Below are 25,755 nucleotides of genomic sequence, written 5' to 3'. Positions count from 1 at the left end.
TTCAACACACCCAAAATCAAGCCATTAGACGATCATGGAAAATGCGAAAGTCGAGAAGCTAACCCACGAAGAAGCAGGTAGGGCAACCAGGACCGGGCTGGTCGTGTTACCACACTTCCGGCGCCGCGAGCCCGATTTCCTTGGTCGACGGGCCTACAACCTGGAGCGTCACGTCAGCGATCGTCGACATGTGCCCACGAACTGCGGAACCCTGGATATGCCGCCAAGTTATTTCCGGATTATCTCACAATTATCTGCCCGTACTTTAATGGACGAGAAGTTGACCTGGCTGCCCTTGATCCTTGATGATTCCAAGTTCGAGACGGGAGACAGATCTGATGCGAAGAATCCTGCGGATCGCGACGTCGGGTGCCGGCGTTGTGGGGCTCGCGGTCGCGGGCACTGCCCTTGCTACACCGGCGAACGCGGCGGACAACATCAGCGCTACACCGGCGTCGCCGCAGGTCCTCAGCGACTGCTCGGGCACCAACAAGTTTTGCTTCTGGAAAGACGGCAATAACGGCGGCACTGAGTGGGAAACCACCAGCAGCTGGGCAAACCTGCCTTATAACTTCGGGGCGAGTTCGTGGAAGAACACACGGTCGGACGTTAGCATGTGCGTGTACGAAATTATACCGCTCACGCAACAGTTCAAACTGCTTCAGAAAGTCCCCCCGGCGACTAACGTGACTGTTATTCCGGCCGGCACGAATGACCTGGCCAGCAGGGTTGAGACCTGTTGATTTTTGGTAATGTGTGCGAGGTAGGTCCCTAAATCCGGATTCGGGCTGTCGACGCTCGTACGATTTTTGGGCCTGTCGTCGGCGTCCCGGGCTTCACGATTGCCGGGATAGATGTCCTCGCCACTGGCGATGCTCGACTGTTTCCTCTTCCGGCCGAGTCCCGCCTGCCGATCGGACGGTTTAGGTGCGGTGTGCTCGGCGGGCTTCCGGGGGAACTCCTGGACGCTCGCCGAGCATGTCGGGTGATCCGCGCTCATGCGGCCGGGAAAGTGAGTTCTGGAGTTGACCATCTGTGGAGATTGCCCTGTTTGTGAAGGAGATCGGAGATCACCTCGGTCTTGTGGAGGCAAGCAGGTCAGACGGCCTGGCGAACCAGGATCTGGATTCCATCCAAATGCTCGAGGTGGCCGCCTGGCTTAACGATCACGGTGTCTTCCCGAAAGTCGAGGAACTACAATGTGTCAGGACGCTGCAGGACGTTCACGCCCTCTACCTCCGGGCGGCCGGTGATGTCCCGGACGGCGTGAGCGTTCGCACCGAGAGCCGCCCGGGGGCGGCTGGCAGTGAATCCGCCTCCGAAGAGTCAGTGAGGCTGATTCCCTTCCCGCCCGAGGCCGCCCGGTTCCTCTATGAGCTCTCGGTCTCCGACGAGGTCGGGTTCCGGTGGCGCTTCCGCGGTGGAGTGCCGTCGTTCGCGGACTTCGAGCGCGGCCTCAGCCAGGGGGTGCTCATCCACTTCTTGGCCGTGGCGCCCGCAGGTGAGGACAGCGACCGACCGCTCGGCTACGTCGTGGCATACAACCCGGACCTCGCCAACGGCTTCACGTACGCGGCGTCGCTGTTCGTGCCGGAGGTCATGGGGACAGGGATTCCGGCGCAGGCCAACAAGATCTTCTTCCGCCGGATCTTCGCGACTTGGAATATCCGGAAAATCTACCTGGAGATTCCGGCCTTCAACTTCGATCTCCTCCGCAGCGGAGCCGGCCGGCTTTTCGAAATTGAGGGAACGTTGCGCGAGCACGATTTCTGGGATGGAAAGTTCTGGGACAAGTACATCGTTGCGATCTATCGCCCCTGACGTCTCCGTCTCCGTTCGTCTTAAAGACAGGGCCATGACCAGTCCCTCCCCCGTTTTCCTTCGGCGAGGCGCCCAGGCAGTCGGCCTCACGGCTGCGGTCGTTTTCACGACCCTCTTCCTCGTCTTATCGCTGACGAGCCGGCTCACCGATCTTCAGGTCTACAGGATCGGCGGAGAAGCTATCCTTCACCACCGTGACCTGTATGCCCAGGTCGCCCCGCGGTCAGGGCTTCCCTTCACCTACACACCATTCGCGGCCATCCTCTTCGTTCCCCTCTCGGAGCTGCCGGTTCAGGTGTCGCAGGCCGTGTGGACAGCCCTGCTGGTCGTGTCCCTGTACTTGTTCTGCGGGATCTCCTACCGCGTGGCACGTGGTCCGGCCGCCAGCCGCCCAGCGCTCGTCTACGGCTCTGTCGCGGGCTTCGCGCTCCTCCTCGGGCCGATCAGGCACAATTTCTCGCTTGGCCAGGTCAACATAATGCTGGCGCTGCTGGTGTCGGTCGACCTCTTCACGGGGCAGAGGCGCGTCCCGCGAGGGATACTGATCGGGATCGCGGCCGGCGTCAAGCTCACACCACTGATCTTTGTGCCCTACCTGGCCCTCACCGGACGGTGGCGAATTGCGCTTCACGCCGTTGCGTCCTTCGCTGCGACGATCGCCGCCGGTTTCGCGGTCAGCCCCCATTCATCGTCCGCGTACTGGGGGCATATGTTCCTGGACGCGAGCCACGTTGGTGGCATCCCGTATGTGGGCAACCAGTCCTTACTGGGGGTCCTGTCTCGGCTGATGGCGGGCGCGGATAACGCCCGGCCGGTGTACCAGTCCCTGGCACTGGCCATCGTCCTGATCGGCATGGCGGCGTCGGTCGCCCTGGCACGTCTCGGCGAGGACGTGCTCGGTGGTCTGGCCTGTGCGCTCACGGGCCTGCTGGTATCGCCGATCTCGTGGGATCACCACTGGGTCTGGATGGTCCCGATGCTTCTCGTCCTCTTTCTTCATCCGGCGCGGCCGGCCTGGGGGAGGGTCTACGCCGTCGCATGCGGCGTGCTCCTCGTCTTGGGACCGATCTGGTGGGTTCCCAGAACCAGGAACGTCGAGTTCACCCACCATGGCTGGCAGCTCGTGGCCGCTAACTGCTATTTCGGCGCGGGAGCGCTGCTGCTTGTCCTGTTGGCGACCAGGGCGCTCGCTCGAGCAGGACGGGTCTCGATCCAACCGTCCGGAGCCTTGGTCAACGTCCTCGGGGGTGTGCGGCGTACTCCATCGCGTTCCGCGCATACGCAGAAATCGGTGCTGGGGAAGGTGAGAGCGTAAGTGGTCGGTCTGCTAACCGGGATCGCGCGGGCGAGGCATCAGGGGGGTCGGATCGTCTTTCTTGGTGAGGAGAGCGATGACGAGCTTCCTTGGTCGGAGTTCTTTGCGCAAGCGGAGGATATGGCGGCCTGGTTGCAGAATGCTCGGAGTCTGGGACCGGGCGGTCGGGTCGTCGTTCTGGGGCTGCCGTCGCGGCCGGTCGTGACCGCGCTCGTCGGGGCGTGGCTGGCGGGCGCGAGTGTGACCGTCGCGCCGACACCGGCGCGGACCACGGACGTCGACACCTATGTCGGGCAGACCCTGGCCCGGCTGGCGGCGCTTGGGGAGCCGCTGGTGCTGCTGGGAGCGCCGTATGACGCGCTTGCCGGCGCGTTGGCGGCAGGGGGTGCCCGCGTTGAGCTGCTCGCCGATGTGCTGGCCGCCGAGCCCGTCGGGGTGTGGAAGGCGCCGAGCCTGACCGCTGATGACCCGGCGGTTCTGCAGTTCACCAGTGGTACGACGTCCGCCCCGAAGATCGTCCGGGTGAGTCACGGGAATCTCGCGGCGAATATCGCGGCGATCCGGGAGCGGATTCGCCACGACGAGGTCCACGACCGGTTGTTGACCTGGCTGCCGCTGTCACATGACATGGGGCTGATCGGCGCGCTGGCCGTCCAGCTGACCTGCGGGCACTGCGACGTGCTCATGTCCTCGCCGAGTGACTATCTGGCGTCGCCGTCGTCGTGGATGCGTCAGGCGGCCCGCTATCGGGCGACGGTGCTGATGGGGCCCGCCTCGGCCTACGCGATGGCCGGAAGGCTGCTGAAGACCTGCCCAACACTCGACTTGTCGTCTGTGAAGGTCGCCCTGTCCGGCGGCGAACCGATCGACCCGGAGACGATCGAGGCGTTCCTCGACGCCGCAGCGCGGCACGGACTCCGGCGCGAGGCGTTCCTACCGGCCTATGGCCTGGCGGAGGCGACCCTCGCGGTGACGATGCCCGACCCGTACCGGGGGCTGCGGGTCGACGAGGTCGACGCGGACATTCTCGCCGAACAGCCGCGTGCCGTGCCGGTGCTCGCCGGCGGCCGCGCGCGCAGGTTCGCTCGGCTCGGCCGCCCGGTGCCGGGCACCCGTATCCGGATCGTGGACCAGGTCACCGGCGCGGACTGCGCGCAGCGGTCGGTCGGTGAGGTCCAGGTCGCCGGCCCGTCGCTCGCCGATTACCTCGCCGACGCTCCCGACCTCGATGAGGGCGGCGAGCGCCGTTCCCGGGACCGCTGGCTGGCGACGGGCGACCTGGGCTACCTGGTCGACGGTGAGCTGGTCGTCTGCGGCCGCACCAAGGACCTGATCATCGTCGGGGGGCGCAACATCCACCCCGAGGAGGCCGAACAGGCCGCCGCGACCGTGCCCGGGGTGCGCCCGGGCAACGTGATCGCGTTCGCGACCCGCCGCGGCGGCGTCAGGACCGACAGCATCACCGTCGTCTTCGAGCTCCGCCCCGGCCACGACGAGGCGCGGGCCCAGGAGGCGGTCACCGCCGCCGTCCTCGCCGCCGTCGGGGTCCGCCCAGCCGCCGTCCACGCGCTACCACCAGGGTCGATCCCCAAGACACCGTCCGGGAAGCTCCAGCGCGCTGAGGCAGCGCGGCTGTGGGGAGGAGAGCAGTGAACCGCGGATCCGTCAGCCGACAGGAAACCGCCGTCCTCGGCGATGGCATCACCCAGGACCTCGCCGAGGCCGCCACCACCGCCGCCGGCCGCGTCCACGACGCCTGGGCCGCCCCGGACACCAACACGCGGGCCGCGCTGCTCGCCGAGGTCTGCGCCGACGACGTTACCTACGCCAACCCGCTCAAGAACGCCGTCGGCCCCCAGGACCTCGCCAAACTGATCAGCGAACTCACCACGACCTACCCCGGATATCTCCCCGTCCGCACCTCCGGCGTCGACGCCCACCACGACACCGCCCTCTACACCTGGGCACTACGCGACCGTGGCGGCAAGTCCGTCCTCACCGGCATCGAGATCATCCGCTTCACCTTGGAGGCCCGGCTGACCTCGATCACATCGTTTTTCGGTCAGCCCCCACAGATCCGTTACACCTACCAGGCCTGACACCATGGCCCTCGCCGCGCGCATCGCGCCGGCCGCCACAGCGTCGGGCGGGAAGACCGTGACTCGTGCCCGTTGTTCCGCCGGTCCCATTGTTACGTCGCTGACCGTGACGCGGCGTTCCGGTCGAGAAGGACCCAACGTCGACCCGGTCCGGGTGACGGCCCGGACTGTCGGTGATGGCCCATAGGCTGCGGCGCGACGCGTGTCCATGCCGTGAAGGAGGGAACAGCCGTGAAGGAGGGGCCAGCCGTGAGTGGAGGGCCGATGCCCGCGTTCGCCGGGTTCCCAGCCGAGGCGTTGATCTTCTATGAGGGGCTGGAGGCGGACAACAGTAAGGCGTACTGGACGGATCATCGCGATCTCTACGACAAGGCGGTGCGCGGGCCGATGCTCGCCCTGCTGACCGCGCTCGAGCCGGAGTTCGGCGAGTCGCACCTGTTCCGGCCGCATCGCGACGTCCGGTTCTCCAAGGACAAGTCGCCGTACAAGACGGCGATCGGCGCCTACATCACCGGCGGCGGCTACGTCCAGGTGTCGGCGAACGGCCTGATGGTGGCCTCCGGCTACTGGCAGACGGCGTCCGACCAGGTGGAGCGGCTACGGGCGGCGGTCGCCGACGACGTCACCGGCCCGAAGCTGGAAGCGGTCGTCGATCGCCTGCGGGAGGAGGGCTACGAGATCTCCGGCAACCGGCTGAAGACCCGCCCGCGCGGCTACGACGCGGACCATCCCCGCATCGAGCTGCTCCGGCACCGGACGATCACCGTCCACCGTGAGTACGGCGAGCCGCCGTGGCTCGCGACTCCCGAATGCGCCGGTCAGGTGGCCGCCGCCTGGCGCGAGATGCGCCTGCTGCGCGACTGGCTCGACCGCCACGTCGGCCCCACCCGTCTGCCCGACACCCGCCGCCGCTGACCCCGCCCGGCCCGGCCCTCGACGGGGGTCGGGCCGGGCGGGGCTACCGTGTGGTGTGCCCGGAGTCGGTTACTCCCGCGGGGGCTCGGAGGCGAGCAGGTCCTGGAGTTCGCGCAGGGCGCGGGTGAGCTCGTCGGCGAAGGCGTGCATGCCGTCGGCGACCGGGCGCGGGGTGCTCAGGTAGAGGTTGAACCGGTCTGGCAGCAGCACGTACGCCACGCCGACGCACTGGGCGCTCGTCGAGCCGAAGCCGAAGAACTCGACGTTGACCGACGGCGCCGAGCTGGTGCTCAGGAAGTCGTCACGGGTCTTCAGCCAGCCCGGCGTCGAGTACAGCGCGAGGGACTCCTCGGCGACGCCGAGCTCGGCGCCGCGGCGGCGGGCGACGAACTGCAGCTCCCACAGGTGCTGCTCGGGAGCCCGCCCGCCCTGGCAGTCGCGGGCCCGGGCGACGTGGGCGTCCGCGGCGGCGCGGAACGCGGCCCGCCGCGCCGCCGCGTCCACGGCCGGGTCCTGCATGGCTTCGACGAAGGCGACGACCTGCGGGGTGACCACGCGCATCGCCTCGGTGCGCCCGCGCCGCCAGCCGCGGGTGGCGATCGACTCGTAGGTGGCGCCGATGTGCCCCTTGGACCGCACATGGGCCAGCTGGTAGGCGAGCTGGACGAACGCGTCGGGGGACATCCGCAGCCGCTTGGCCTGGTTCTGGCCGAAGTCGTCGAAGGTCAGCACGGTCGACGCGGTGCCGGCGGCGAAGGCGGTGAAAGCCTCCCCGGCGGCGGCGACGTCGGCCCGCAGCTCGTCGTCGAGGACGAACTCGACCGGGTCGACGGCGGGCAGGCCCTGTGGACGGGCGCCGGAGGCGGCGGAGTGTTCCCGCGGCGAGGTGGCGAGCAGGTCGTCGACGAAGCTGAGGATCGTCGTGCCGTCCAGGCCGCAGTGCTCCACGTTGATACCCGCGCGGCCGTCCGGAAAGACGATCAGCGACACCGACTTGTCGAACCAGCGGTTGGCGGCATCGCCGTGCAGAAGCTGGTCGCAGGCGGCGAGGTTGCCATCCGGGTTGGCGTCCTCCAGCCCGACGCAGAACAGCGCGGTCTCGACGGTGTCCAGCGCGGCGGCGTTCGCCGGGTCGAGGGCCAGCAGACGGGCGCGGTTGGCCGCCCACTCGGCGCGCGCCCCGGTGGTGAGCTGGCCGACCGCCGTGTCCGCCGGGGCCCGCGTCGGGGTGGCCTTGAGGACGGCGTCGAGGCCCGCGGTGAGGTCGTCGAGGGTGTACGGGGCTCCGTCGGGGCCGACGACGTCCATCCGGACCAGGTTGCCCCGGTGCAGGACGACGATGTGGCGGGCCTGCGACGGGCCGGGCCAGTCGGCGCTGTAGGGGGTGCGGACGGTGTCCTGCGGCACGCCCGGGATGCGGGTGGTGGAGAACAGGAACGTGTTCTGCGCCATCGACAGCGGAGTACCGCGCTGCGTGACCGGCTCGACCCGCTCGTCGTCCAGGCGCAGCTTGTAGTCGACGGCGGCGGCGATGAGGCCCGCGGCCCGCTCGACCTGCGGTCGGTCGGTGGACAGCTCGGCGTCGGCGAACAGGAAGACGAAGTTGGCGTTGAGGGCGATGCGGTCACGCCGGCCGAGGTAGCGGGAGTCCCAGAAGTCGTCCAGCCAGCTGTGCACGCCCTCGCGGGCGTCGTAGCGCTCCAGCTCGGCGTGCAGGATCGGGCCGGGGCCGCCCGGGGCCTGGAAGGCGGCCACCGCCGCCGCGGTTCGCTCGCGCTCGGCCGGGGTCAGCAGCGGCGCGGACCAGACGAGGAATCGCTCGCAGCTCTCGGCGAGCGCGGGCAGCGGCACCCGGGGGAGCTGGTCGTCGTGGGCGAAGGTCCCGCAGGAGCTTCGGGCGGACGTCGTCGCGTTCAATCTGTGCCTCGGCTTGTCAGGTGGGGCTCGGTCGTCTCATCGTCGCCCGGTGGGCGGCGGCGTGCGAGGTCCATGGGACTTTCGGATCGAATCGTGCGGCGCGGGCGTCAGCCGGGCCGCCCGATCAGGGAGTCGGCCGGGTGGCCCGCGCGGGCGGTGCGCCGGGCGGGGGCGTGCCGCGGCCGGGAGACGTGCAGCCGCGCGTACAGCCACCCGTCGCTCTCCAGGCCGCGCGGGTCGACGCCGACGGCGGCGAGCGTGTCGAGGACCTGCTGCTGCTCCTGGGCCGAGGCGAAGCGGCGCTGCGGGAACACCCCCTCGACGTGCACGGTGTCGTAGCCGAGCGCGTCGAGAACCTCGGTGAACGGGTCGAAGGAGAACATCCGCAGGACGAAGTGGGCCATCCACGGGCGGTCGGAGCGCTCGGAGGCACTGGCGATCCGGTCGATGGTGCGTTCGGTGACGTAGCCGATGCAGCCGGTGGACACGACGAAGTCGGCGCCGGCGAGCACGGTGCGTTCGGCCTCGGTGGGGTCGCGTTCCTCCAGGTCGGCGCAGACGGCGTCGTCGAGGAAGCCGGCCGCCCGGGCGTAGGACACCGCCGGCCGCGAGCTGTCGAGGCCGACGAACCGGGGCGTGGCCCGCGACTGGCGGGCCTGGACGAGCTCTCGGTCGCGCGCCAGCAGGACGGCGCGGTCCGGGGCCTCGCCGTCCCGCTCGCCGTACCGGTCGTACATGTCGTCCATCGTCAGGCCGCAGCGCAGCAGCGCCGCGTTCACCCCGTAGGAGCAGCCGACGTCCAGCACGGTCGGCGGGCGGCGCAGCCGGGCCCGACGCTCCTCGATCAGCTGGCTGAAGAACGGTCTGGCGAGCTGGGGAATGACGTAGTCGAGACGTCGCAGCGTGCTGAAGTACGCGTGCGGATCGGGCTGGGTGTAAATGTGGTCGAGCGACACCTTGCCGGTCTCGTCGAAGCGCATCGCGCCCTCGCGGTGCGCCCCGTCACGGGCCGCGCCGCCGGATGCGGCGGGGACGGGCGCGGAGACCTCCCGTTGTTTGTGCACGCCGTTGGACTGCCCCTGCGCCCGCACCATGCGCCGGTTCGCGGCCGGCGGGACGGCGTGCGCGGCCGGGGTGGCGGGAATAGCGCCCACGCCGGCAATGGCGGCGGAGACTTCGGTCTCGGCGGCGGCGTCGGCGGTGGAGTTGACGGTGGCGTCGGTGGGGTTGACGTCGTCGGAATGCACGCGGACGCTCTCCTCCTCGAGGCGTGGGCGGGTTGTGCTCAGTCGAGCAGGGCGTCGACCCGGACGGCGCTGGCCTCGACGCCGCGGTGTTCGGGCAGGACCCGGCCGAACAACTGCCGGGTGCGTTCGAGGCTGCCGATGACGCCCGCGCGCTCGGTGTAGGCGAAGATGGCCGAATGCCGGGCGGCGGCGCCGCGCACCGGAGTGACCCGGTGCATCGAGTAGCGCCCCAGGAAGAGCTGAAGGTCTCCGGGGCACAGGGTGAGCCGGCGGACGAGGCGGTCGCCCTCGCCGGCCAGCACGGCGCGCACGTCCGCGAAGTTCTCCGCCTGCGCCGTGCGGATGTTCGGGCAGTACTCGAACGCGCCGCCGTGCTCCGGGGCCTGGGTCACCATGCTGACGGCGAACTCGTTGGTGTCGAAGTGCCAGGGATGCTCGAGGCCGGGAGAGATCACGTTCAGGCACAGGCCGGCCAGCGGGTCGGCGAGCTCGTGCACCCGGGGCAGGCCGAAACAGGCCGCGACGAATCGCTGGAACGCCTCGCTGCGGTAGAGCCGGTGGATGGCGAAGCCGCCGGGAATCTGGTCGCGCGCGACGAAGGCGTTGCCGCGCCGCATGATGTGGCGGCCGGGGTGGTCGGCGGGCAGCGCGGAGTCGACCGGAATGTTGTAGGCGTTGACGTCCTCGACGCGGTCATAGGCCAGCGAGGCGACGGACGCACATTCGGTGGTCAGCGAGGAGAAAGCGCCTGGATGGATGAAGCCGGGCAGCACACAGCAGCCGTCTGTGCGCAGATCATGTCGGGCCCGCGAGACGATGTTTCGCCAGAGCGGACGTGCCGGTTCGGTGATGGGATAACACGCCGTGTCGACAAGCTCGCCGACTGGTTGCGCTCTCGTCGCACTCATGAATCACCTCTTCACCGTCTGTGTTCAGCGGTTCCGGCGCCGTCGGTTATAGGTGATCGGCGTTGGAATTACCCCATGCTCACTCGGGAGTCATGGAGGTGAAAGGCGCTGTGAGATCTGACACGGCGAGGTGACGGGTTGTGCGAATCGGTCGCGATATCGGTAGGGGACTGCTACGTCGACTGCTGGCAATTCCCGGCGCGCATCCCGAAAAGGGGCTCTGACCTGCGCTTTCTCGCGCACCGCGGGCCGTGGAGAGCGCGCGTCGCCCGGGGAGCGAACCCCGGCCCGGAGGTACCCGAACGGGCCACCCCCTCCGAGGTATGGCGGGGGTGGCGGGTGGTGGCTACTTCAGAGGATGTCAAGTCAGAGGATGTCAAGTCGGAGGATGTCAAGTCAGAGGGTGGCGAGGTACTCGGCGGCGCCGGCAGGGTCGAGGAACCACTGCCGGAAGTCCGTCGGGTCGTCGAAGCCGTTGACGAACCGCCGGGCCACCGTCTCGTGCGCGCTGGCCGCGCCGAGGATCTGCACGACGTGCTCCGGAGGTGGCCCGAGCAGCGCGTTCGTCCAGGTGGTGACGTGCTGGGCGTAGTCCCAGTAGCGATCGAAGGCACCCTGCATCCACCCGCGGTCGAACGGCCGGTCGCCGTGCTCGAGGATGCTGGCGAGGTAGGAGGTCGCGCACTTGGCGGCGCTGTTCGACCCCTGCCCGGTGATCGGGTCGTTGGCGACGACCACGTCCGCCATGCCCAGCACCGCCCGGCCTGAGGGCAGCTCGCCGACCGGGCGGCGCACCACCGGCGTGTAGCCGCCGGCGAGGGTCGCGTTCGCGTCGGTGAGCTCGACGTCGCCGCACCGCTCGTACTCCCACGGCACGTGGGTCCGGACGAGGTCCAGCAGCCGACCCAGGTGGGCGGCGGGCGCGGGATGATCGTCCCAGCAGTCCAGCGGGCCGCCCGGAACACCCTCGAAGAACAGGATGTCGCAGTTCCCGCTCAGGGTGTACGCCGGGATGACGAACAGCTCGCCGACGCCCGGCACGATGTTGAACCGGACGCCGGGGGAGTCGGGGTGCTCCGGCCGGGGCGCGAGGCCGTGCACGTAGGCCAGCGACAGGGCCCGCTGCGGCGCGCTGAACGGCGAGCGCGAGGCGTCCCGGTCGAACAGCCCGACCAGTTCCCCCTTGCCCGCCGCCACGATGACGAGGTCATACAGCTCCGCGAGGGAGTTCAGGTCGGACGTCGTCACCCCCGAGATGATCAGCTTGCCGCCGCGCTCCTCGAACAACTCCGACCAGCCGGCCATCTTGACCCGCTGGTCGACGGACTGCGCGGGACGGTCGAGCCGGCCGAACCAGTCCAGCGCCCGGGCGCCGTCCGGCCCGGCGATGGACACCCCCAGCCCCTGGATGCCGACCGTCTCGGCCTCCCACAGGCTCAGTCCGTGGTCCCGCTCGGTCTGCAGTGCCGTGTGGAACATCGCCTGCGTGGACATCACCCGGCCGGAGCGGATCTCCTCCGGCGTGCGCGCCGACATCACCGTGACGTCGTAGTCATGCTCGCGCAGCGTGAGCGCGAGCTGCAGGCCCGACTGGCCGGCGCCGACGATCAGGATCTTGCGCATGGAAGGCGACTCCTCAGGCCAGGGAGATGGCGTACCGGACGAGCGTGCGCAGGGTCTCGGCGGTCGAGGCCGAATCCCGCGCGTCACAGGTGATCAGCGGGATGTCGGGGCGCAGCTGGAGGGCGTCCCGGACGTCGCCGAGGTCATGCCACAGCCGCCCGTCGAACAGGTTGACGGCGACGATGAACGGCACCGGCGAGTCGTGCTCGAAGTAGTTCACCGCCGCGAAGGACTGGTCGAGACGCCGGGTGTCGGCCAGCACGATCGCGCCGAGCGCACCGCGGGACAGGTCGTCCCACAGGAACCAGAACCGCGACTGGCCCGGCGTGCCGAACAGGTAGAGCACGAGCCCGGCGTCGAGCGAGATCCGGCCGAAGTCCATCGCCACCGTCGTCGTGGTCTTGTGCCCACCGGATGGCAGCTCGTCGACGCCCTCGCTGGCCTCCGTCATCCACGCCTCGGTGTTGATCGGCGGCACCTCCGACACCGATCCGACCAGGGTGGTCTTGCCGACCCCGAATCCACCGGCGATCACGATCTTGGCGGAGATCGCCGGCCCGCCGCCGGATGCGTGCGGCCCGCCGGCGGCGTCGCCGTTCAGACCGGCAGCTCCCGCAGCCCGTGCAGGATCCGCTCCAGCACGCCGCGGTCATGGGGATAGGCGTTCGCGGTGGGGTGGATGAACACGGCGCCCTGGGAGGCGAGGTCGCTGATGAGGACGCGCACGACGCCGAGCGGGATCGACAGCATCGCCGAGAGCTCCGCGATCGACAGCTGGCCGCGGGCCCGCTCGTAGAGCGCCTTCGATTCCGGCATCAGCGAGGCACTGAGCGCCGGGTCGTAGCGCGGCACCGAGATCATCGTCTCCACGAGCAGGTGGTGGCGGGCACGGGTGCGCCCGCCGGTGAGCGCGTAGGGGCGCACCCGCCGGCTGCGTCGCCGCGGCGCGCGGGCCGTCGCTCCCGGCACACTGCTGTCCTGAGCCATCGTGCGTTCGCCCCCCGTCGCTCGTGGTACTCGGCTCACAGCTGCCGGCCAGCGAGGACCTGGCGCAGATCGACCCGGACCTGCGGGGTCAGCGCGTGGCCGGCGTGCAGCACGAACTGGGTCATCTCGTAGCCGACGACCTTCATGTCGCAGTCGGCGTCGGTGAGCACCGCCAGGCCCGCCCCGGCATCGATGCCCATGAACAGCAGGTAGCCGACGGAGAGCCGGACGATGATCTGTTCGCAGGTGCCCCGGCCGAACAGCGCCGCGCTGTTGCGGGCCAGGCTCAGCATGCCGCTCGAGATGGCCGCGAGCTGCTCGCGCTCGACGAGGCCGACCGAGTCCGACGCGGCCAGCGACAGCCCGTCAGCTGACATGATCATGGCGTGCGAGACGCCGTGCACCCGGCCGACGAAGTCGTTGACGAGCCAGGTGAAGTCGTCGCGTCCCTGTTCGCTGGTGGTGTCCGTCACGGCTGTCCTCAGGCCCCTCGTTGCTCGTCGTGTGCGGCCTGCTCCCCCTGGCTGAAGGCGTCGAAATCGGCGAGCAGGCGCTCATGGTCGGCCGTGCGGTCGGTGGATGGCTGGTCGGTGGGTGGCGGCGGCTCGGCGGCGGGTGGGTCGGTGGGTCGCTGGTCGGTCGGCGCGCGATCGGCGGGTGCGCGATCGGCGGGCGCACGGCTGGTGGGTGGGAGCAGGACGCGCGGGCCGGTGGCGTCCTTCAGGCTGCGTGACACCCGACGCGGCAGACCGCTGGAGGTGGTGCCATCGCTCGGCGGCGGCGCGTCCGCCGGGCTCGGCACCGGACGCAGCGTCGGCGCGGCGGAGGCGAGCCGCGCCGGCCCACCGGCCCCCGCGACCCGTGACCGCGCGGACGGGCGGCTCGCCCGCCTGCTTGGCAGCCCCGCGATCGTCGGGGCCGCGGGCGGGCCCTGCGGGTCGACGGCGGCGACGACCGGTGCGGTGACCGTCCGCGTGCCCGACCAGCTCGTCTCCGGCAGCTCACACAGCAGCGCGGCTGGCAGCAGCACCGAGGCGGTCGTGCCGTGCGGATGGCGCCGGGTGAGCCACGTGCGCATGTCGTGGCGGTCGGCGATCCGGCCGACGACGGCCAGGCCCATGTGCCGCACGGCGTCGTCGTCGAGGATCGGCGCGGCCCGCAGCCGGTCGTTGAACAGGTGCAGGCGCTCGGGCGGCAGGCCGATGCCCTCGTCCTCGACCCGCAGCAGCGCGCTGCCCTGTTCGGTCAGGTGCACGCCGACCCGCACCGGCGTGGTCGGTGGGGAGGACTTCGTGGCGTTGTCGAGCAGCTCCGCGAGCAGGCGGCTGACGTCCTCCGCGGCGAACCCGACGACGCCGAGGGGGACCACCCGGCCGATGGTGACACGCGAGTAGTGGTCGATCGACGACATCGCCGCGCGGATCACGTCGACGAGCGGGGTGGTCTCCGCGGCGGTGTCGCTCGCGTCCCGCCCGGCGAGTACTCGCAGGTTCTCGGCGTTGCGGCGCAGCCGCGCGGCCAGATGGTCGAGCTGGTACAGCTCGGCGAGCCGTTCGGCGTCCTGCTCGCGGGCTTCCAGCTCCTCGAGCAGCGACAGCAGCGAGTCGACGAGGTTCAGGTCGCGCAGGGCGACGTCGGAGCAGATCGCCGACAGCGCCTCGGCGCTCACCGCGGGCGTCGTAGCGGTTCCCGCCGCCTCGGCACCGGTCGGGGCCGGCGCAGCGGTCAATGCCGGCGCGGGCGGCTGGACCGGGGCCGCGGCCCGGGGGAGAGCGCCCTCGGTCGTGGGATCCGTCCGCGTCGGCGATGCCGGCGAGACGGCGCGCCGCGGCGGGTTGAAGGGCCGGGACGCGGGCGTGGAATGGGCGGGTGCCGCCGAACGCGGCGAAACCGACGGGCGTGGTGAGTTTCTTGGGTGAGAATTGGGTGGCGCGGACGAGGAAGGCGACAGCAACTGTGCGGCGGCCTCCCGGGAGTTGCCGAGTAGCGTGCGTGACCGCTGGAACAGTTCTCGGGCTCGCGTCGTCATCCCGTCCTTACTGCTCTCTCTCGGGCGGGGCCCTCCCGCTTTCGGCTACCTCCGTCGCGTTGTCATGCAACCAGACTGCTAGTGGGCTCGTCCAACCGACTTGCCCATTACTGACCCGATGTGTCCGAGCTGTTTCGATCAACGGGAAAACGACGATGGTCCCGGTGCGGAGCGAGACGAGTGGTCGATGCCGCGGCGGGCCCCGCCCGATGTGCCGGTGTGGTCGGGGACTAACCTCGGCTCTTCCACGAATCTCGCGGGGAGCAGGGGAAGCCGATGACGAAGTGGCGAGCACCCGCCGTGGCCGTCATGCTGGCCGCCGTCCTGACGGCCTGCGGCGGCTCGGGCGGGTCGGCCGGCCCGGCGTCCACCTCCGCGGCGCCGGCGGCGGCCGCGGCGACCCGGACCGGCGCGTTCGACCTGGTGCACGACTCCGAGGCGGCGGGCGCGTTCGCCACCACCTTCCGGACCCGGTTCCCGGCGCTCGCCGGCGGCCAGACCGACACGGTCCTGCGTGACGACGGCGCCCACATCTGCGTCGACGATCTGCCGGCGGGCGGCGACCAGCTCGCCCTCACCCGCATCCCCGGCCGGTTCGCGCGTCACGGCGTCACCCCCGACCCGGCGACGGCCGCGGCGATCCTCGCTCTCGCCCGCTCCACGGTCTGCGCCGCGCCCACGGGCTAGTGGCTGGCCTGGGTCAGGTGCAGGGCGCCGAGGCGGAAGGCGTCGGCGAGGACGCGGATCCGTGCCGGCCGGCGTGCCGGATCCAGGTCCAGCGCGCGCAGCAGCACCTCGTCGAGGGTTTGCGGGACGGGGAACGGCAGCCGCAGGCCGCGTAGCGGCGCCGGGCCCCCGCACGTCGGCATGACGCCGGACAGCGTGTGGTACGCCATCGCCGCGAGCCGGAAGACGTCGGTACGCAGGCCGACGCGCGGGCCGTGCAGGCCGAACAGCTCCTGCTCCGGCGCGCGGTACTCGGCGGGGCCCTCGCCGGCACGGCGGGTCACCGTGGCGAGCCCCAGGTCACGCAGGATGGACGCGCCCGCCGCTCGCGAGCCCCAGACCGGCGGGAGCACCACCGCGTCGGGGGTCACCGCCCGATGGCTGTGCCCGGACTCGTGCAGCGCGGCGAGCGCGTCGCCGGCCCCGGCCGCGGCCCGCAGCAGGGCGATGGTCGTCCCGCCCGGGCGGTGGCGCGCCAGTCCGGCGGGTGGGGCCGGCGGACGGGCCGATCGGCGGCGTTGCGGCGCCGGCGGGCCGAACACCTCCCGCCAGGTGCGCCCCGGGGGGCGGGCGGACAGCAGCACGCCCTCCGCCGGGGTGACGTGACCGGCGACGAGCGCCGGCAGGCCGGATCGGCCGCCGATCTCGGCGAGCAGGCGCAGCTGCCCGTCCACGGCGGCGAGCTGGGCGTCCGCGCGGTCGCCTGGCCGCCGGACCAGCACCTGGCGGAACCACACCGGGCGCGGTGTCGTGCCGACCAGCGACGCCGCTCCCTCCCGCAGCAGCCAGGCGCCCTCCCCGCCGCGCCGCTCCACCGGATCGCCGTCGAGCACGCAGGAGCGTCCCGCCATCCGCACCGTCGCCCCACCGCGCCAGGGCTCGCCCGCGCCACCCGGTGGCAAGGCCCGGGCTGCCGCGGCGGCGCCACCCTCGGCGTCAGCGCCGTCCGACGGCTGCGCCCAGCCGAACTGCGGCGCGCCGGGACGGCAGTAGTAGCCGGCGCGGACGAGCTTGGCGACGGGGCGGCCGAGGCGGGTTCGCAGGGCGGGGGCGTCCCACAGGTCGATGTCCGTTCCGGTGGCGACGCGCTGCTCGCGGCGCCACTGTTCCCACCACCGGGCCAGGCGCGGGTCGAGCAGGCCGGGCACGCACAGCACCCAGCGGCCGAGGGAACCGCCGTGCTCCCGGGCGTGGACGCGGGCCCGCAGGTAGGAGGCCCGGATCTGGGGCAGGTAGGCGTCGCCGACACGGGGCAGCAGGTACCTGGTCTGCCAGATGACGAGCCGCCCGTCGTACTGCCGGCAGACGGCGTCCCGCTGGGCGGGACCCGGACCGCCGCAGGGCGGGCGCGTGCCCGGCTCGCGCGCCTGCGGATAGAGCGCGTCCACGAGATGACCGATCATCTCGCCGAAGTCGACCCGGGCGGCCGCCTCGCTGCGCGTGTGCAGTTCGTGGACGCGGAAATCGGCGGCGAACGGGTGGGAACGCCAGTCCGGCATGCGGGATCGCTCCTCGCGGGGGGCGGAAGATCGACCCGGAAAAGCCTAGCGAAGCTCCGCGGGGTCCGGGCCGGCTTCGCCGAGGACGTCGAGGATGTGCTGGCCGTACTTCGCGAGTTTGTTCTCGCCGACGCCGCTGATGGCGGCGAGGTCGGCGAGGCTGGCGGGCCGGCGCGCGGCGATCTCGCGCAGCGTCGCGTCGTGGAAGATGACGTAGGCGGGGACGCCCTGCTCCTTCGCGGTGCCGCCGCGCCACGCCCGCAGCGCCTCGAAGACCGGTGCCGCGCTGGCCGGCAGCTCGACGGGTGCCGCCCGCCGGGACGACCGCCCACCGCCGGCTCCGTCGCCCCGCTCGGCGCGCACCGAGCTCCGCGCGGGCCGTTCGGGCTCGCGCCGCAGCGCCACCGCGCGGTCCCCGCGCAGCACGTCGGCGCTGCTCGGCGTCAGCGCCAGCGTGCCGTGCTCGCCCTGCACGGCCAGCAGGCCCTGGGCGAGCAGTTGGCGGACCACGCCGCGCCACTCCAGCTCGCGCAGGTCCGCGCCGACGCCGAAGACGGTGAGGCCGTCGTGCTGCTGCTGCTCGACGCGGGGGGTGCGCCGGCCGAGCAGGATGTCGATGATGTGGCCTGCGCCGAAGCGCTGGTGGCGCTCCCGGTCCAGCCGCAGCACCGCCGAGAGCAGCTTCTGCGCGGCGACCGTGCCGTCCCAGGACTCGGGCGGGGTCAGGCAGGTGTCGCAGTTGCCGCAGGGCGGGGCGCCGCGCTGGCCGAAGTAGGCGAGCAGCCCGACCCGGCGGCACTCGACGGTCTCGCACAGGGCGAGCATCGCGTCGAGGTGGGTGCCGAGCCGGCGGCGGTGCGCCGCGTCGCCGGGGGAGGAGTCGATGAGCCGGCGCTGCTGGACGACGTCCTGCAGGCCGTAGGCGAGCCACGCGGTGGAGGGCAGGCCGTCCCGCCCCGCTCGGCCGGTCTCCTGGTAGTAGCCCTCCACCGACTTGGGCAGGTCGAGGTGGGCCACGAAGCGCACGTCCGGCTTGTCGATGCCCATCCCGAAGGCGATCGTCGCGACCATGACGATGCCGTCCTCACGCAGGAAGCGGGCCTGGTTCTCGGCGCGGACCCGCGCGTCGAGCCCCGCGTGGTAGGGCAGCGCGGGGATGCCCTGGCCGACCAGGAACTCGGCGATCTTCTCGACGGACGCCCGGGACAGGCAGTAGACGATGCCCGCGTCGCCGGTGTGCTCGGTGCGCAGCAGGTCCAGCAGCTGCGCCTTCGGTTCCTTCTTCGCCACGATCCGGTACTGGATGTTCGGCCGGTCGAAGTCCGCGACGTGGTGGTGGGCGCCGGCGAGGCCCAGGCGCGCGGTGATCTCCCGGTGGGTCTCCGGCGTCGCCGTGGCGGTCAGCGCGACGCGCGGGACCGCCGGCCAGCGCTCGTGCAGCATGGACAGCAGCAGGTAGTCGGGCCGGAAGTCGTGCCCCCACTGGGCGACGCAGTGCGCCTCGTCGATCGCGAACAGCGAGATCTCGCCCCGGTCGAACAGCCGGACCGTCGCCTCGACACGCAGCCGCTCCGGAGCCAGGTAGAGCAGGTCGAGCTCACCGGCGAGGAACGCCCCCTCGGTCGCCCGCCGCTCGCCCGAGTCCTGCGTGGAGTTGAGGAAGCCGGCCCGCACGCCGAGGGCGCGCAGCGCGTCGACCTGGTCCTGCATCAGGGCGATCAGCGGGGAGATCACGACGCCCGTGCCTCGGCGGACCAGGGCCGGGATCTGGTAGCACAGGGACTTGCCGCCGCCGGTCGGCATGAGCACCAGCGCGTCACCGCCGCCGACGAGATGCTCGATGATCTCCCGCTGGCCCGCGCGGAACGCGTCGTACCCGAAGACCCGCTGCAGTACCTCCTGCGTGGAGCCGGCGGCGTCGGAGGGCTGCACCGCGGTGCCGGGCGACATGGTCACGTACGCCACCCTACGGGCACCCTCGGACGGTCCAGGGCACCCGGTTGGCGGCTGTGGACGGTCATCGTGGTCCCTTCGCGCCCGGCGCGGCGCTGTGGATAACCAGCGGGTGAAGGCCACGGAGGCCGTCCACCAGCACCCCGACGCTCGTCGGATGCCTGACGGCTGTGGGACGCGGCAGGCATGGTCGCTACGATCCAGATGATTTGTCACCGTGACGCCCGCCGCCGGTGGTCGCGCGTACTGGCGCCGCCCGGAGCCTGGGCGGCGTCCGGGGGGAGAAGATCGCACGATGTCCACCGACCCGGAGCCGGTGGCGGTCGCTGCCCTTCGCCTGAGCGATCCCGTCCAGGTGGGTCCGCATCGCCTGCTCGGCCGGCTCGGCGGCGGCGGGATGGGCGTCGTCTACCTCGGCGACGGCCCGCTCGGCCAGGTCGCCGTGAAGATCATCCGATCGGAGCTGGCGGACAACCCCAGTTTCCGGGTGCGGTTCCAGCGCGAGTTGCAGGCCTGCTTCCGGGTGCGCGGCCGGCACACGGCGACGCTGCTCGACTTCGACATCACCGCCGAGCCGCCGTGGCTCGCCACCCAGTTCCTCGCGGCCCCGACCCTGGAACAGCACGTCGCCCGGCAGGGCCCGCTCACCGAGGCGGACCAGCTGCGCCTGGCCGCCGGGCTCGCCGACGCGCTGGTCTCCATCCACGGCGTGGGTCTCATCCACCGTGACCTCAAGCCGTCGAACGTGATGTGGACGGCGGGCGGTCCGATCGTCATCGACTTCGGCGTGGCCGCGGTGCGCGACGCCGGTCAGCTCACCGTCACCGGCACGCTGATCGGGACGCCCGGCTGGCTGTCGCCCGAGCAGATCACCACCGGCGAGCTCGGCGCCGCCTCGGACCTGTTCGCCTGGGGCGGACTGATCGGCTACGCCGCCACCGGGAGGCCCCCCTACGGCGAGGGCCCGCCCGAGGCGATCACCTACCGGATCGTCCACGAGGACCCGCGCGTCGACTACACCCGCATCGCCGCGCCGCTACGTGACCTGGTCCGCCAGACGCTGTCCCGGGAGCCCCACCAGCGCCCGACCGCCGCCGTCCTGCGCGCCGCGCTGGTCGACGCCCTGGGGCCCGACCTCTTCCCCCCCGCCGGACCCGCGGACGCCTCGTCCTCGCTCCCGCCAGGCCCGGGCACCGGCTCACCGCTGCCCGTCTCCCCGCCCGCGCCCGGCTCGTCGGGGATGCCCGTCTCCCCGCCCGCGCCGGGCTCGCCGGCGGCGCCCGGGTCCGGGCCCGGCTCGGGAACGGGCGGCCGTTCGCTCGCCGCGGCCATGCCGCCCGCGACGATCCCGGAGACGGTCCACACCCCGTCGCCGATCGACAGCCCCCCGCCGTCGATCCCGTCGCCCGCCGTGGGCGCCGGCGGTCACGGTACGACGCCCGGCGCCGTCGGGGTCACCGGGACGCCGGGAACACCGCCGTGGAACATCTCCGGGATCGGGACCGTCGGCTCGGCGGCCTCTCCGTCCGGTGGCGACGCGGGCACGGCGGACGGCCCCGGAGCCGCCGGCGGGGCCGGGCGGCGATCGGGTCGCCGGCGGGGGAGGAGGCTGCTCGCGATCGGCGTCGCGGTGGTCGTGCTCGCCGCCGCCGGCATCACCGTGGTGCTGCTCACCCGCGGCGGCGGTGACGAGGACGGCGGCGGCTCGTCCACCTTCACCTACACGGCGACCGGACCGTGGCGGCTGCAGATCTCCGACAAGCAGGACGGCGACGACAAGGGCTGCGTCGTCAGCCCGGTTCCCGGGGAGAACCCGCCGGGCTTCACCGCGACGTCCGACACCGTCTACGAGGAGAACGCCACCTACCAGATCCACCAGACGGGGGACTTCGCGCTCGACGTGACCCCACCGGATCCCGGCTGCCAGCTCGCGGCGATCCCCGGCGCGGGCGAGGCCACGCTGCCGTTCACCATCGCGCACAACGGCGACAGCACGGCGTTCACCGCGCCCGCCGCCGTCGAGGTCGAGGTCCGGGACTTCAACGGCAACGAGACCTGCGACTTCGTCCTGCGCGACGTCGCCTCCGGCGAGGATGTCGACATCGCCACCGCCACCAAGGACGCCCCGACCGTCCGCCTCGACCCGGGCGGCCGCCGCGAGGTCTACCTGGCCGCCAACTACTGCGTCGTGCGCATCAGCGCCGGATCCTGACGTCTCGTTCGGCGGCCACGACCTCCCCGAGGATCCGCCCGGCCGCCCGGGCTCGCGGGCTCAGCAGATGCGGGGGAGGTGCTCGCCGAGGGGGCGGTCGACGACACGGGTGGAGCCGAAGGCGGTACGGGCGGCGACGAGGCCGGGATGCCCGGCGGTGACGGTGCCGATCACGGTGGCGCCGGTGCCCGCGGGGTGGGCGCGCATGGCGGCGAGGACGGTGTCGGTGTCGGCGTCGGCGACGAAGGCGACGAGGCGGCCCTCGTTCGCCACGTGCAGCGGGTCCAGGCCGAGGAAGCCGCAGGCGGCCTCGACGGCCGGGGGCACCGGCACGGCCGACTCGGTGAACTCCACGCCGACGCCCGCCGCGGCGGCGATCTCGACCAGCGCGGTCGCGAGGCCCCCACGGGTGGGATCGCGTATCGCGTGCACCCCGGTGGTGCTCGCGGCGAGCATCGCGGCGACCAGGCCGTGCAGTGGCGCGGTGTCCGAACGGACGTCGTCCCCGCCGAACTCCAGACCCTCGCGCACGCTCAGCACGGCGATCCCGTGCTCGCCGATCGGTCCGGACAGGACGATCCGATCCCCGGGCCGAACACGGCCGGGTCGGACGTCCACCCCGGCCGGGACGAGGCCGATGCCGCTGGTGTTCACGTAGAGGCCGTCACAGCGGCCGCGTTCCACGACCTTCGTGTCGCCGGTGACGAGCCGCACCCCACAGCTGGCGGCGGCGGCGCCCATCGCCCGCGCGACCCGGTCGAGCACGGCGAGCTCCAGCCCCTCCTCGAGGATGAACCCGCAGGACAGCGCCACCGGCCGCGCGCCCCGGCAGGCCAGGTCGTTGACGGTGCCGTGGACGGCCAGCTCGCCGATCGACCCGCCGGGGAAGAACAGCGGCCGCACGACGTAGGAGTCGGTGGTGAACGCCAGCCGCGCCCCCCCGACCTCGACCACCGCCGCGTCCACCGACGCCGGGTCCGTGTCCGGCGCCGCCGATCCCCGGCCGGGCGGTGCCAAGGTCGTGTCCGGGCACGGCGGCACGGTGCCGGCGGCGGCGAACGCGGGCAGGAAGAGGTGCTCGACGAGCTCGGCGGACAGCGTGCCGCCGCCGCCGTGGCCCAGCACGATCCGGGGGTAGTCGCGCAGCGGCATCGGACAGCTCCACCCGGCCACGTCCACCCCGGTCACGTCGGCTCCGGTCACGTCGGCTCCGGTCACGTCGGCTCCGGTCACGTCGGCTCCGGTGAGGGCGGACCGCCTCACGTCGGCCCCGGTCAGATCGGCCACGGCGTCACAGTGCCGGGGTGAGGCGTCGGTACTGGTAGTAGGCGGCGCAGGCGCCCTCCGCGGAGACCATCGTCGCGCCGAGGGGGTGGCGCGGCGTGCAGCGGGTGCCGAACGCCGGGCAGTCCGGTGGCCGCAGCCGGCCCTGCAGCACCGCACCGCTGTGGCAGTGCGCCGACTCGGCGACGGTCAGGCCGGCGACGTCGAAGCGGGTCTGCGCGTCCAGGTCCGCCCAGTCGGGCGCGAGTCGCCAGCCGGACGACGGGATCACCCCGATGCCCCGCCAGGCGCGGTCGCAGACCGTGAACACCTCCCGCAGCATCGCCAGCGCCGCCGGGTTGCCCTCCGCGCGCACCGCCCGGGGGTAGGCGTTGACGAGCTCCGCCCGGCCCGTCTCGAGCTGCCCGATGGCCTGGCGGACGCCGTCGAGCAGGTCCAGCGGCTCGAAGCCGGTGACGACGATCGGCACCTGGTGCGCCGCGACCAGCGGCTCGTACTGCGCGGTGCCCATCACCGTGCACACATGGCCGGCGGCGAGGAAGGCCGCGACCCGGTTGTCGGGCGCGCCGAGGACGGCCCGCATCGCCGGCGGCACCAGCACGTGGCTGACGAGCATGGAGAAGTTCGCCAGCCGGCGCCGGCGCGCCGTGACCGCCGCCATCGCGGCCGCCGGGGCGGTGGTCTCGAAGCCGACCGCGAAGAACACGACCTGGCGGTCGGGGTTGGCCTCGGCGAGCCCGACGGCGTCGAGCGGTGAGTAGACGACCCGGACGTCGCCGCCGTGGGCACGCACCGTGAACAGGTCGCTGGCGCTACCTGGGACCCGGAGCATGTCCCCGAACGAGCAGAGGATCACCTCGGGTCGGGCGGCGATCGCCAGCGCCCGGTCGATCATCTCCAGCGGGGTGACGCACACCGGGCAGCCGGGGCCGTGGATGAACTCGACCTGCTCGGCGAGCAGCTGGTCGAGCCCATGCCGGATGATCGAGTGGGTCTGGCCGCCGCAGACCTCCATCAGGGTCCAGCGACGGGTCGCGGTGGCGGCGATGTCGTCCAGCAGCCGCCGCGCCAGCTCCGGGTCGTGGAACTCGGTCAGGTACCTCACCGCCGTGCCTCCCGCTCGCGGGGCGCGGCGAGCTGGCGGCGCATCTCGTCGAGCAGGCCGAGCTCGCGGAACGTCGCGAGGGTGCGATGCGCGGCCTCCTCGTCGACGACGGCGAGCGCGAACCCGGCATGGATGATCGTGTAGTCGCCGACGGCGGCGCCGGGCAGATAGGCCAGGCAGCTCGTGCGGGTGGCGCCGCCGAAGTCGACGAGCGCCATCCGGGTGCCGCGGTCGTCCCAGATCTCGGTGATCCGTCCCGGGATGCCCAGGCACATCGCGTCATGCTCCTTTCGCTGGCGGCGGGCCGCCGGCCTCACGTGCCGTTGCCGGTGCCACGGCGGGCGGCGACCTCGGTGAGCAGGCCGGACACGGCGTTCGCCTCGTCGTGGGCGCCGCACCGCTCGAAGGCCGCTCGGGCGCGGGTGAGGACCCCGGCGGCCTTGTCCAGCGCGCCGAGGTGGGCCAGCGCGTTGCCCTGACCGGCCAGGGCCCGGGCATGGCCGAGGGGGTCGGTCCGCGGATCGCGCACGGCGAGGACCTGCTGGTAGCGGCCGACGGCCTCGACCAGGTTGTCCCGCCGATGCCCCGACGGCACCCCGACCAGGGCGTTCGCCAGGTTCAGCTGGGTGCTGGCCCAGTGCCGCGGGTGGGCCCGCGCGGTGTAGACGCCGAGCGCGGTGCGCAGGCCGGCGATGGCGACCCCGACGCGCAGCTGGTCCGACGCCTGGCGCATCGGCATCGCCAGGTAGGCCGTGGCCAGGTTGACCTGCGCGGACGCGAACACCTCGGGTGCGCTGTCCACGCTGACCAGCCGCAGCGCGGCCAGGTACTGCCCGGCGGCGTGACGCAGGTGTTCCGGGTCCTCGCCGGCCCGTTCCTGGTGGGCCGAGCCGAGGGCCAGGCGCAGCTCGGCGCGGGCGATCGCGAGGTCGGTGCCGTCCAGCGCGTCGGCGGCGGCGGCGAGCCCCGCGAGCACGGCGTCGGTCGGTCCCTCGACCGCCCGGCGCAGGTCCGCGGCGGTGGACAGCAGCTGCGCGGCGAGTCCGGCGGCGCCCGCCCGCGCCGCCTCGTCGATGGCGAGCCCCAGCGACGACGCCGCGTCCGCCGGCCGGTCGGCGGCCATGGCGTGCGCGGCCCGCGCGGCGTGCACGAGCGCCGCGACCTCCCCGGTGGCGGCGTCGGTCGGCGGCGGTTCGGCCAGCTCGCCGAGGGCGAAGCGGACCACGTCGACGAGCGCGCCCAGCTCCGGGCCGAGCGCCGCGCGCACCGCGGCCGGATCCTCGTCCCGCGCGTCCTGCGGGCGCAGCACGAACCGGTTGTAGCGGGTCACGGGATCGTCGCCGTCGAGGGCGGCGGCCGCGGCGGCGATCTCGCCCCGGTAGGCGAGCTCCAGCGGGCGCAGCCGCGCCGGCCAGGCGTCCGGCCGCCGGCCGGCGGCGAGCGACCGGCGCACCCCGGCGGTGTCCTCCCCGTCCGGGACCAGCAGGAATCCAGCGGGCAGCGGGAACACGCCGACCGGCTGCGGACGCGCCAGGCGCGGAAACGTCTCAGCCATGCCCGGCCTCCCCGGCGAGCTCGTCGACGATCAGTCCGCGGACCCGTTCCAGCGCGCGGAGCACGGGCGGGCTCAGGGGGGCGCCGGGCTCGAGCGTCGCGGCCTCGATCAGGTAGACGGTGACGTCCCTCGGGTAGTCCTCGCCGAGCAGCCAGCGCCCGAACGCCAGCGCCTGGTCCCAGCGCACCGCGTGCGGCTGCGGCAGGTGCAACGGCAGGTCGACGAGCTCGGCCGCGGGGACACGGCAGACGGTGCCGGGGGCGGCCCCCGTGCGGGCGGCGTCGACGAGCAGCACCCGCCGGGCCCCGCGCATCGCGAATGCCGTGTCCAGGCCGGCGGTGCCGCCGTCGACGAGGCGCACGCCGGCGGGGACACCGGCCTCGGCGAGCCGCCGGATGAGGATCGGGCCGACCCCGTCGTCGCCGCGCAGCGGGTTCCCGCAGCCGATGACGGCCGCGGCGCAGGTCGGCGGGGTGACGCCGGGCGGGTCGAAACGCCGCGCCGGCGACGGGACGGCCGGTGACACGGCCGCTGGAGACGGGGCCGCCGAAGAGGGGACC

23 protein-coding genes are annotated in these 25,755 nt (G+C 72.4%); 8 read left to right on the top strand and 15 right to left on the bottom strand.

Annotated elements, in window-relative coordinates:
- The first annotated feature begins 338 nt into the window (after positions 1-338).
- The 6 genes from C1A33_RS34100 (at position 339) to C1A33_RS09595 (ending at position 6,150) form a co-directional block, all read left to right on the top strand.
- On the top strand, positions 339-743 hold the full coding sequence (locus tag C1A33_RS34100; RefSeq protein WP_133150625.1) for a hypothetical protein: 405 nt from the start codon (positions 339-341) through the stop codon (positions 741-743).
- Positions 744-1,035: 292 nt separating this feature from the next.
- Positions 1,036-1,821, top strand: coding sequence for a GNAT family N-acetyltransferase (locus tag C1A33_RS09615; protein WP_101831166.1), 786 nt, complete (start codon positions 1,036-1,038; stop codon positions 1,819-1,821).
- Positions 1,822-1,855: 34 nt separating this feature from the next.
- On the top strand, positions 1,856-3,136 hold the full coding sequence (locus C1A33_RS09610) for a glycosyltransferase 87 family protein (RefSeq protein WP_207770238.1): 1,281 nt from the start codon (positions 1,856-1,858) through the stop codon (positions 3,134-3,136).
- Positions 3,137-4,789, top strand: a complete 1,653-nt coding sequence (locus tag C1A33_RS09605; protein ID WP_101831165.1) for a long-chain-fatty-acid--CoA ligase — start codon at positions 3,137-3,139, stop codon at positions 4,787-4,789.
- Entirely contained in the window at positions 4,786-5,235 is a 450-nt protein-coding gene (locus C1A33_RS09600) for a nuclear transport factor 2 family protein (protein ID WP_101831164.1), read from the top strand. Before C1A33_RS09605 ends, C1A33_RS09600 begins: the two co-directional genes overlap by 4 nt.
- Positions 5,236-5,484: 249 nt before the next feature.
- Positions 5,485-6,150 (top strand): DUF2461 domain-containing protein, encoded by a 666-nt coding sequence (locus tag C1A33_RS09595; RefSeq protein WP_243407361.1) that lies wholly within the window; start codon positions 5,485-5,487, stop codon positions 6,148-6,150.
- Between the two features lie 69 nt (positions 6,151-6,219).
- Here the strand turns inward: C1A33_RS09595 and C1A33_RS09590 are convergent, their stop codons facing one another.
- The 8 genes from C1A33_RS09590 to C1A33_RS37395 form a co-directional block, all read right to left on the bottom strand.
- On the bottom strand, positions 6,220-8,067 hold the full coding sequence (locus C1A33_RS09590) for a choline/carnitine O-acyltransferase (RefSeq protein ID WP_101831162.1): 1,848 nt from the start codon (positions 8,065-8,067) through the stop codon (positions 6,220-6,222).
- 107 nt (positions 8,068-8,174) lie between these two features.
- Positions 8,175-9,314: a class I SAM-dependent methyltransferase gene (locus C1A33_RS09585; RefSeq protein ID WP_243407360.1), complete on the bottom strand. Its 1,140-nt coding sequence runs from the start codon at positions 9,312-9,314 to the stop codon at positions 8,175-8,177.
- A 38-nt stretch (positions 9,315-9,352) separates the two neighbouring features.
- Complete coding sequence (locus C1A33_RS09580) at positions 9,353-10,222, bottom strand: HalD/BesD family halogenase (protein ID WP_101831161.1); 870 nt, start codon at positions 10,220-10,222, stop codon at positions 9,353-9,355.
- 396 nt (positions 10,223-10,618) lie between these two features.
- Complete coding sequence (locus tag C1A33_RS09575; protein WP_101831160.1) at positions 10,619-11,845, bottom strand: styrene monooxygenase/indole monooxygenase family protein; 1,227 nt, start codon at positions 11,843-11,845, stop codon at positions 10,619-10,621.
- A gap of 13 nt (positions 11,846-11,858) precedes the next feature.
- On the bottom strand, positions 11,859-12,446 hold the full coding sequence (locus tag C1A33_RS09570) for a GTP-binding protein (protein ID WP_207770239.1): 588 nt from the start codon (positions 12,444-12,446) through the stop codon (positions 11,859-11,861).
- Positions 12,443-12,832 (bottom strand): DUF742 domain-containing protein, encoded by a 390-nt coding sequence (locus tag C1A33_RS09565; RefSeq protein ID WP_101831158.1) that lies wholly within the window; start codon positions 12,830-12,832, stop codon positions 12,443-12,445. The genes C1A33_RS09570 and C1A33_RS09565 overlap by 4 nt, the downstream gene beginning before the upstream one ends.
- 35 nt (positions 12,833-12,867) lie before the next feature.
- Positions 12,868-13,305 (bottom strand): roadblock/LC7 domain-containing protein, encoded by a 438-nt coding sequence (locus C1A33_RS09560; RefSeq protein ID WP_101831157.1) that lies wholly within the window; start codon positions 13,303-13,305, stop codon positions 12,868-12,870.
- Between the two features lie 8 nt (positions 13,306-13,313).
- On the bottom strand, positions 13,314-14,501 hold the full coding sequence (locus C1A33_RS37395; protein WP_279354603.1) for a sensor histidine kinase: 1,188 nt from the start codon (positions 14,499-14,501) through the stop codon (positions 13,314-13,316).
- A gap of 636 nt (positions 14,502-15,137) precedes the next feature.
- Between C1A33_RS37395 and C1A33_RS09550 the strand changes: the two genes are divergently transcribed.
- Complete coding sequence (locus tag C1A33_RS09550; RefSeq protein ID WP_133150624.1) at positions 15,138-15,548, top strand: hypothetical protein; 411 nt, start codon at positions 15,138-15,140, stop codon at positions 15,546-15,548.
- Here C1A33_RS09550 and C1A33_RS09545 read toward each other — a convergent pair.
- Together C1A33_RS09545 and recQ are read right to left on the bottom strand one after the other, a co-directional pair.
- The gene (locus tag C1A33_RS09545) at positions 15,545-17,086 is read right to left on the bottom strand and encodes a protein kinase family protein (RefSeq protein WP_101831154.1); all 1,542 of its coding nucleotides are present in this window, start codon (positions 17,084-17,086) and stop codon (positions 15,545-15,547) included. The genes C1A33_RS09550 and C1A33_RS09545 overlap by 4 nt on opposite strands.
- Before the next feature lie 45 nt (positions 17,087-17,131).
- A complete protein-coding gene (gene recQ / locus C1A33_RS09540) occupies positions 17,132-19,036 on the bottom strand; it encodes a DNA helicase RecQ (RefSeq protein ID WP_101831169.1) in 1,905 nt (634 codons plus the stop codon).
- Positions 19,037-19,334: 298 nt separating this feature from the next.
- Here recQ and C1A33_RS37390 point away from each other — a divergent pair, with 298 nt between their 5' ends.
- Positions 19,335-21,251, top strand: coding sequence for a serine/threonine-protein kinase (locus C1A33_RS37390; RefSeq protein ID WP_101831153.1), 1,917 nt, complete (start codon positions 19,335-19,337; stop codon positions 21,249-21,251).
- 60 nt (positions 21,252-21,311) lie between these two features.
- On the opposite strand, the gene hypE is transcribed toward C1A33_RS37390, so the two are convergent.
- The 5 genes from hypE to C1A33_RS09510 are packed head-to-tail and all read right to left on the bottom strand — an operon-like array spanning position 21,312 to position 25,721.
- Positions 21,312-22,484 (bottom strand): hydrogenase expression/formation protein HypE, encoded by a 1,173-nt coding sequence (gene hypE, locus C1A33_RS09530; RefSeq protein ID WP_243407359.1) that lies wholly within the window; start codon positions 22,482-22,484, stop codon positions 21,312-21,314.
- A gap of 58 nt (positions 22,485-22,542) precedes the next feature.
- Positions 22,543-23,640, bottom strand: a complete 1,098-nt coding sequence (hypD, locus tag C1A33_RS09525) for a hydrogenase formation protein HypD (protein ID WP_101831151.1) — start codon at positions 23,638-23,640, stop codon at positions 22,543-22,545.
- Positions 23,637-23,915 (bottom strand): HypC/HybG/HupF family hydrogenase formation chaperone, encoded by a 279-nt coding sequence (locus C1A33_RS09520; RefSeq protein WP_101831150.1) that lies wholly within the window; start codon positions 23,913-23,915, stop codon positions 23,637-23,639. Before C1A33_RS09520 ends, hypD begins: the two co-directional genes overlap by 4 nt.
- Positions 23,916-23,953: 38 nt before the next feature.
- Positions 23,954-25,195: a tetratricopeptide repeat protein gene (locus C1A33_RS09515; protein WP_101831149.1), complete on the bottom strand. Its 1,242-nt coding sequence runs from the start codon at positions 25,193-25,195 to the stop codon at positions 23,954-23,956.
- On the bottom strand, positions 25,188-25,721 hold the full coding sequence (locus C1A33_RS09510) for a hydrogenase maturation protease (RefSeq protein WP_101831148.1): 534 nt from the start codon (positions 25,719-25,721) through the stop codon (positions 25,188-25,190). The genes C1A33_RS09515 and C1A33_RS09510 overlap by 8 nt, the downstream gene beginning before the upstream one ends.
- Positions 25,722-25,755: the final 34 nt, after the last annotated feature.

Origin of the sequence: Frankia canadensis (assembly GCF_900197875.1) — a bacterium.
Classification (GTDB): Bacteria; Actinomycetota; Actinomycetes; order Frankiales; family Frankiaceae; genus Frankia; species Frankia canadensis.
Note: the sequence above shows the minus strand (reverse complement) of the source record. Positions and strands in the feature narration are given on the sequence as shown.

What these genes read in the sequence shown, in the direction of transcription:
- C1A33_RS09515 (WP_101831149.1), bottom strand. Translation starts at nt 25,195, where the DNA reads ATGGCTGAGACGTTTCCGCGCCTGGCGCGTCCGCAGCCGGTCGGCGTG.
- C1A33_RS09520 (WP_101831150.1), bottom strand. Translation starts at nt 23,915, where the DNA reads ATGTGCCTGGGCATCCCGGGACGGATCACCGAGATCTGGGACGACCGC.
- C1A33_RS37390 (WP_101831153.1), top strand. Translation starts at nt 19,335, where the DNA reads ATGTCCACCGACCCGGAGCCGGTGGCGGTCGCTGCCCTTCGCCTGAGC.
- recQ (WP_101831169.1), bottom strand. Translation starts at nt 19,036, where the DNA reads ATGTCGCCCGGCACCGCGGTGCAGCCCTCCGACGCCGCCGGCTCCACG.
- C1A33_RS09545 (WP_101831154.1), bottom strand. Translation starts at nt 17,086, where the DNA reads ATGCCGGACTGGCGTTCCCACCCGTTCGCCGCCGATTTCCGCGTCCAC.
- C1A33_RS09610 (WP_207770238.1), top strand. Translation starts at nt 1,856, where the DNA reads ATGACCAGTCCCTCCCCCGTTTTCCTTCGGCGAGGCGCCCAGGCAGTC.
- C1A33_RS09580 (WP_101831161.1), bottom strand. Translation starts at nt 10,222, where the DNA reads ATGAGTGCGACGAGAGCGCAACCAGTCGGCGAGCTTGTCGACACGGCG.
- C1A33_RS09575 (WP_101831160.1), bottom strand. Translation starts at nt 11,845, where the DNA reads ATGCGCAAGATCCTGATCGTCGGCGCCGGCCAGTCGGGCCTGCAGCTC.
- C1A33_RS09565 (WP_101831158.1), bottom strand. Translation starts at nt 12,832, where the DNA reads ATGGCTCAGGACAGCAGTGTGCCGGGAGCGACGGCCCGCGCGCCGCGG.
- C1A33_RS09550 (WP_133150624.1), top strand. Translation starts at nt 15,138, where the DNA reads ATGACGAAGTGGCGAGCACCCGCCGTGGCCGTCATGCTGGCCGCCGTC.
- C1A33_RS34100 (WP_133150625.1), top strand. Translation starts at nt 339, where the DNA reads ATGCGAAGAATCCTGCGGATCGCGACGTCGGGTGCCGGCGTTGTGGGG.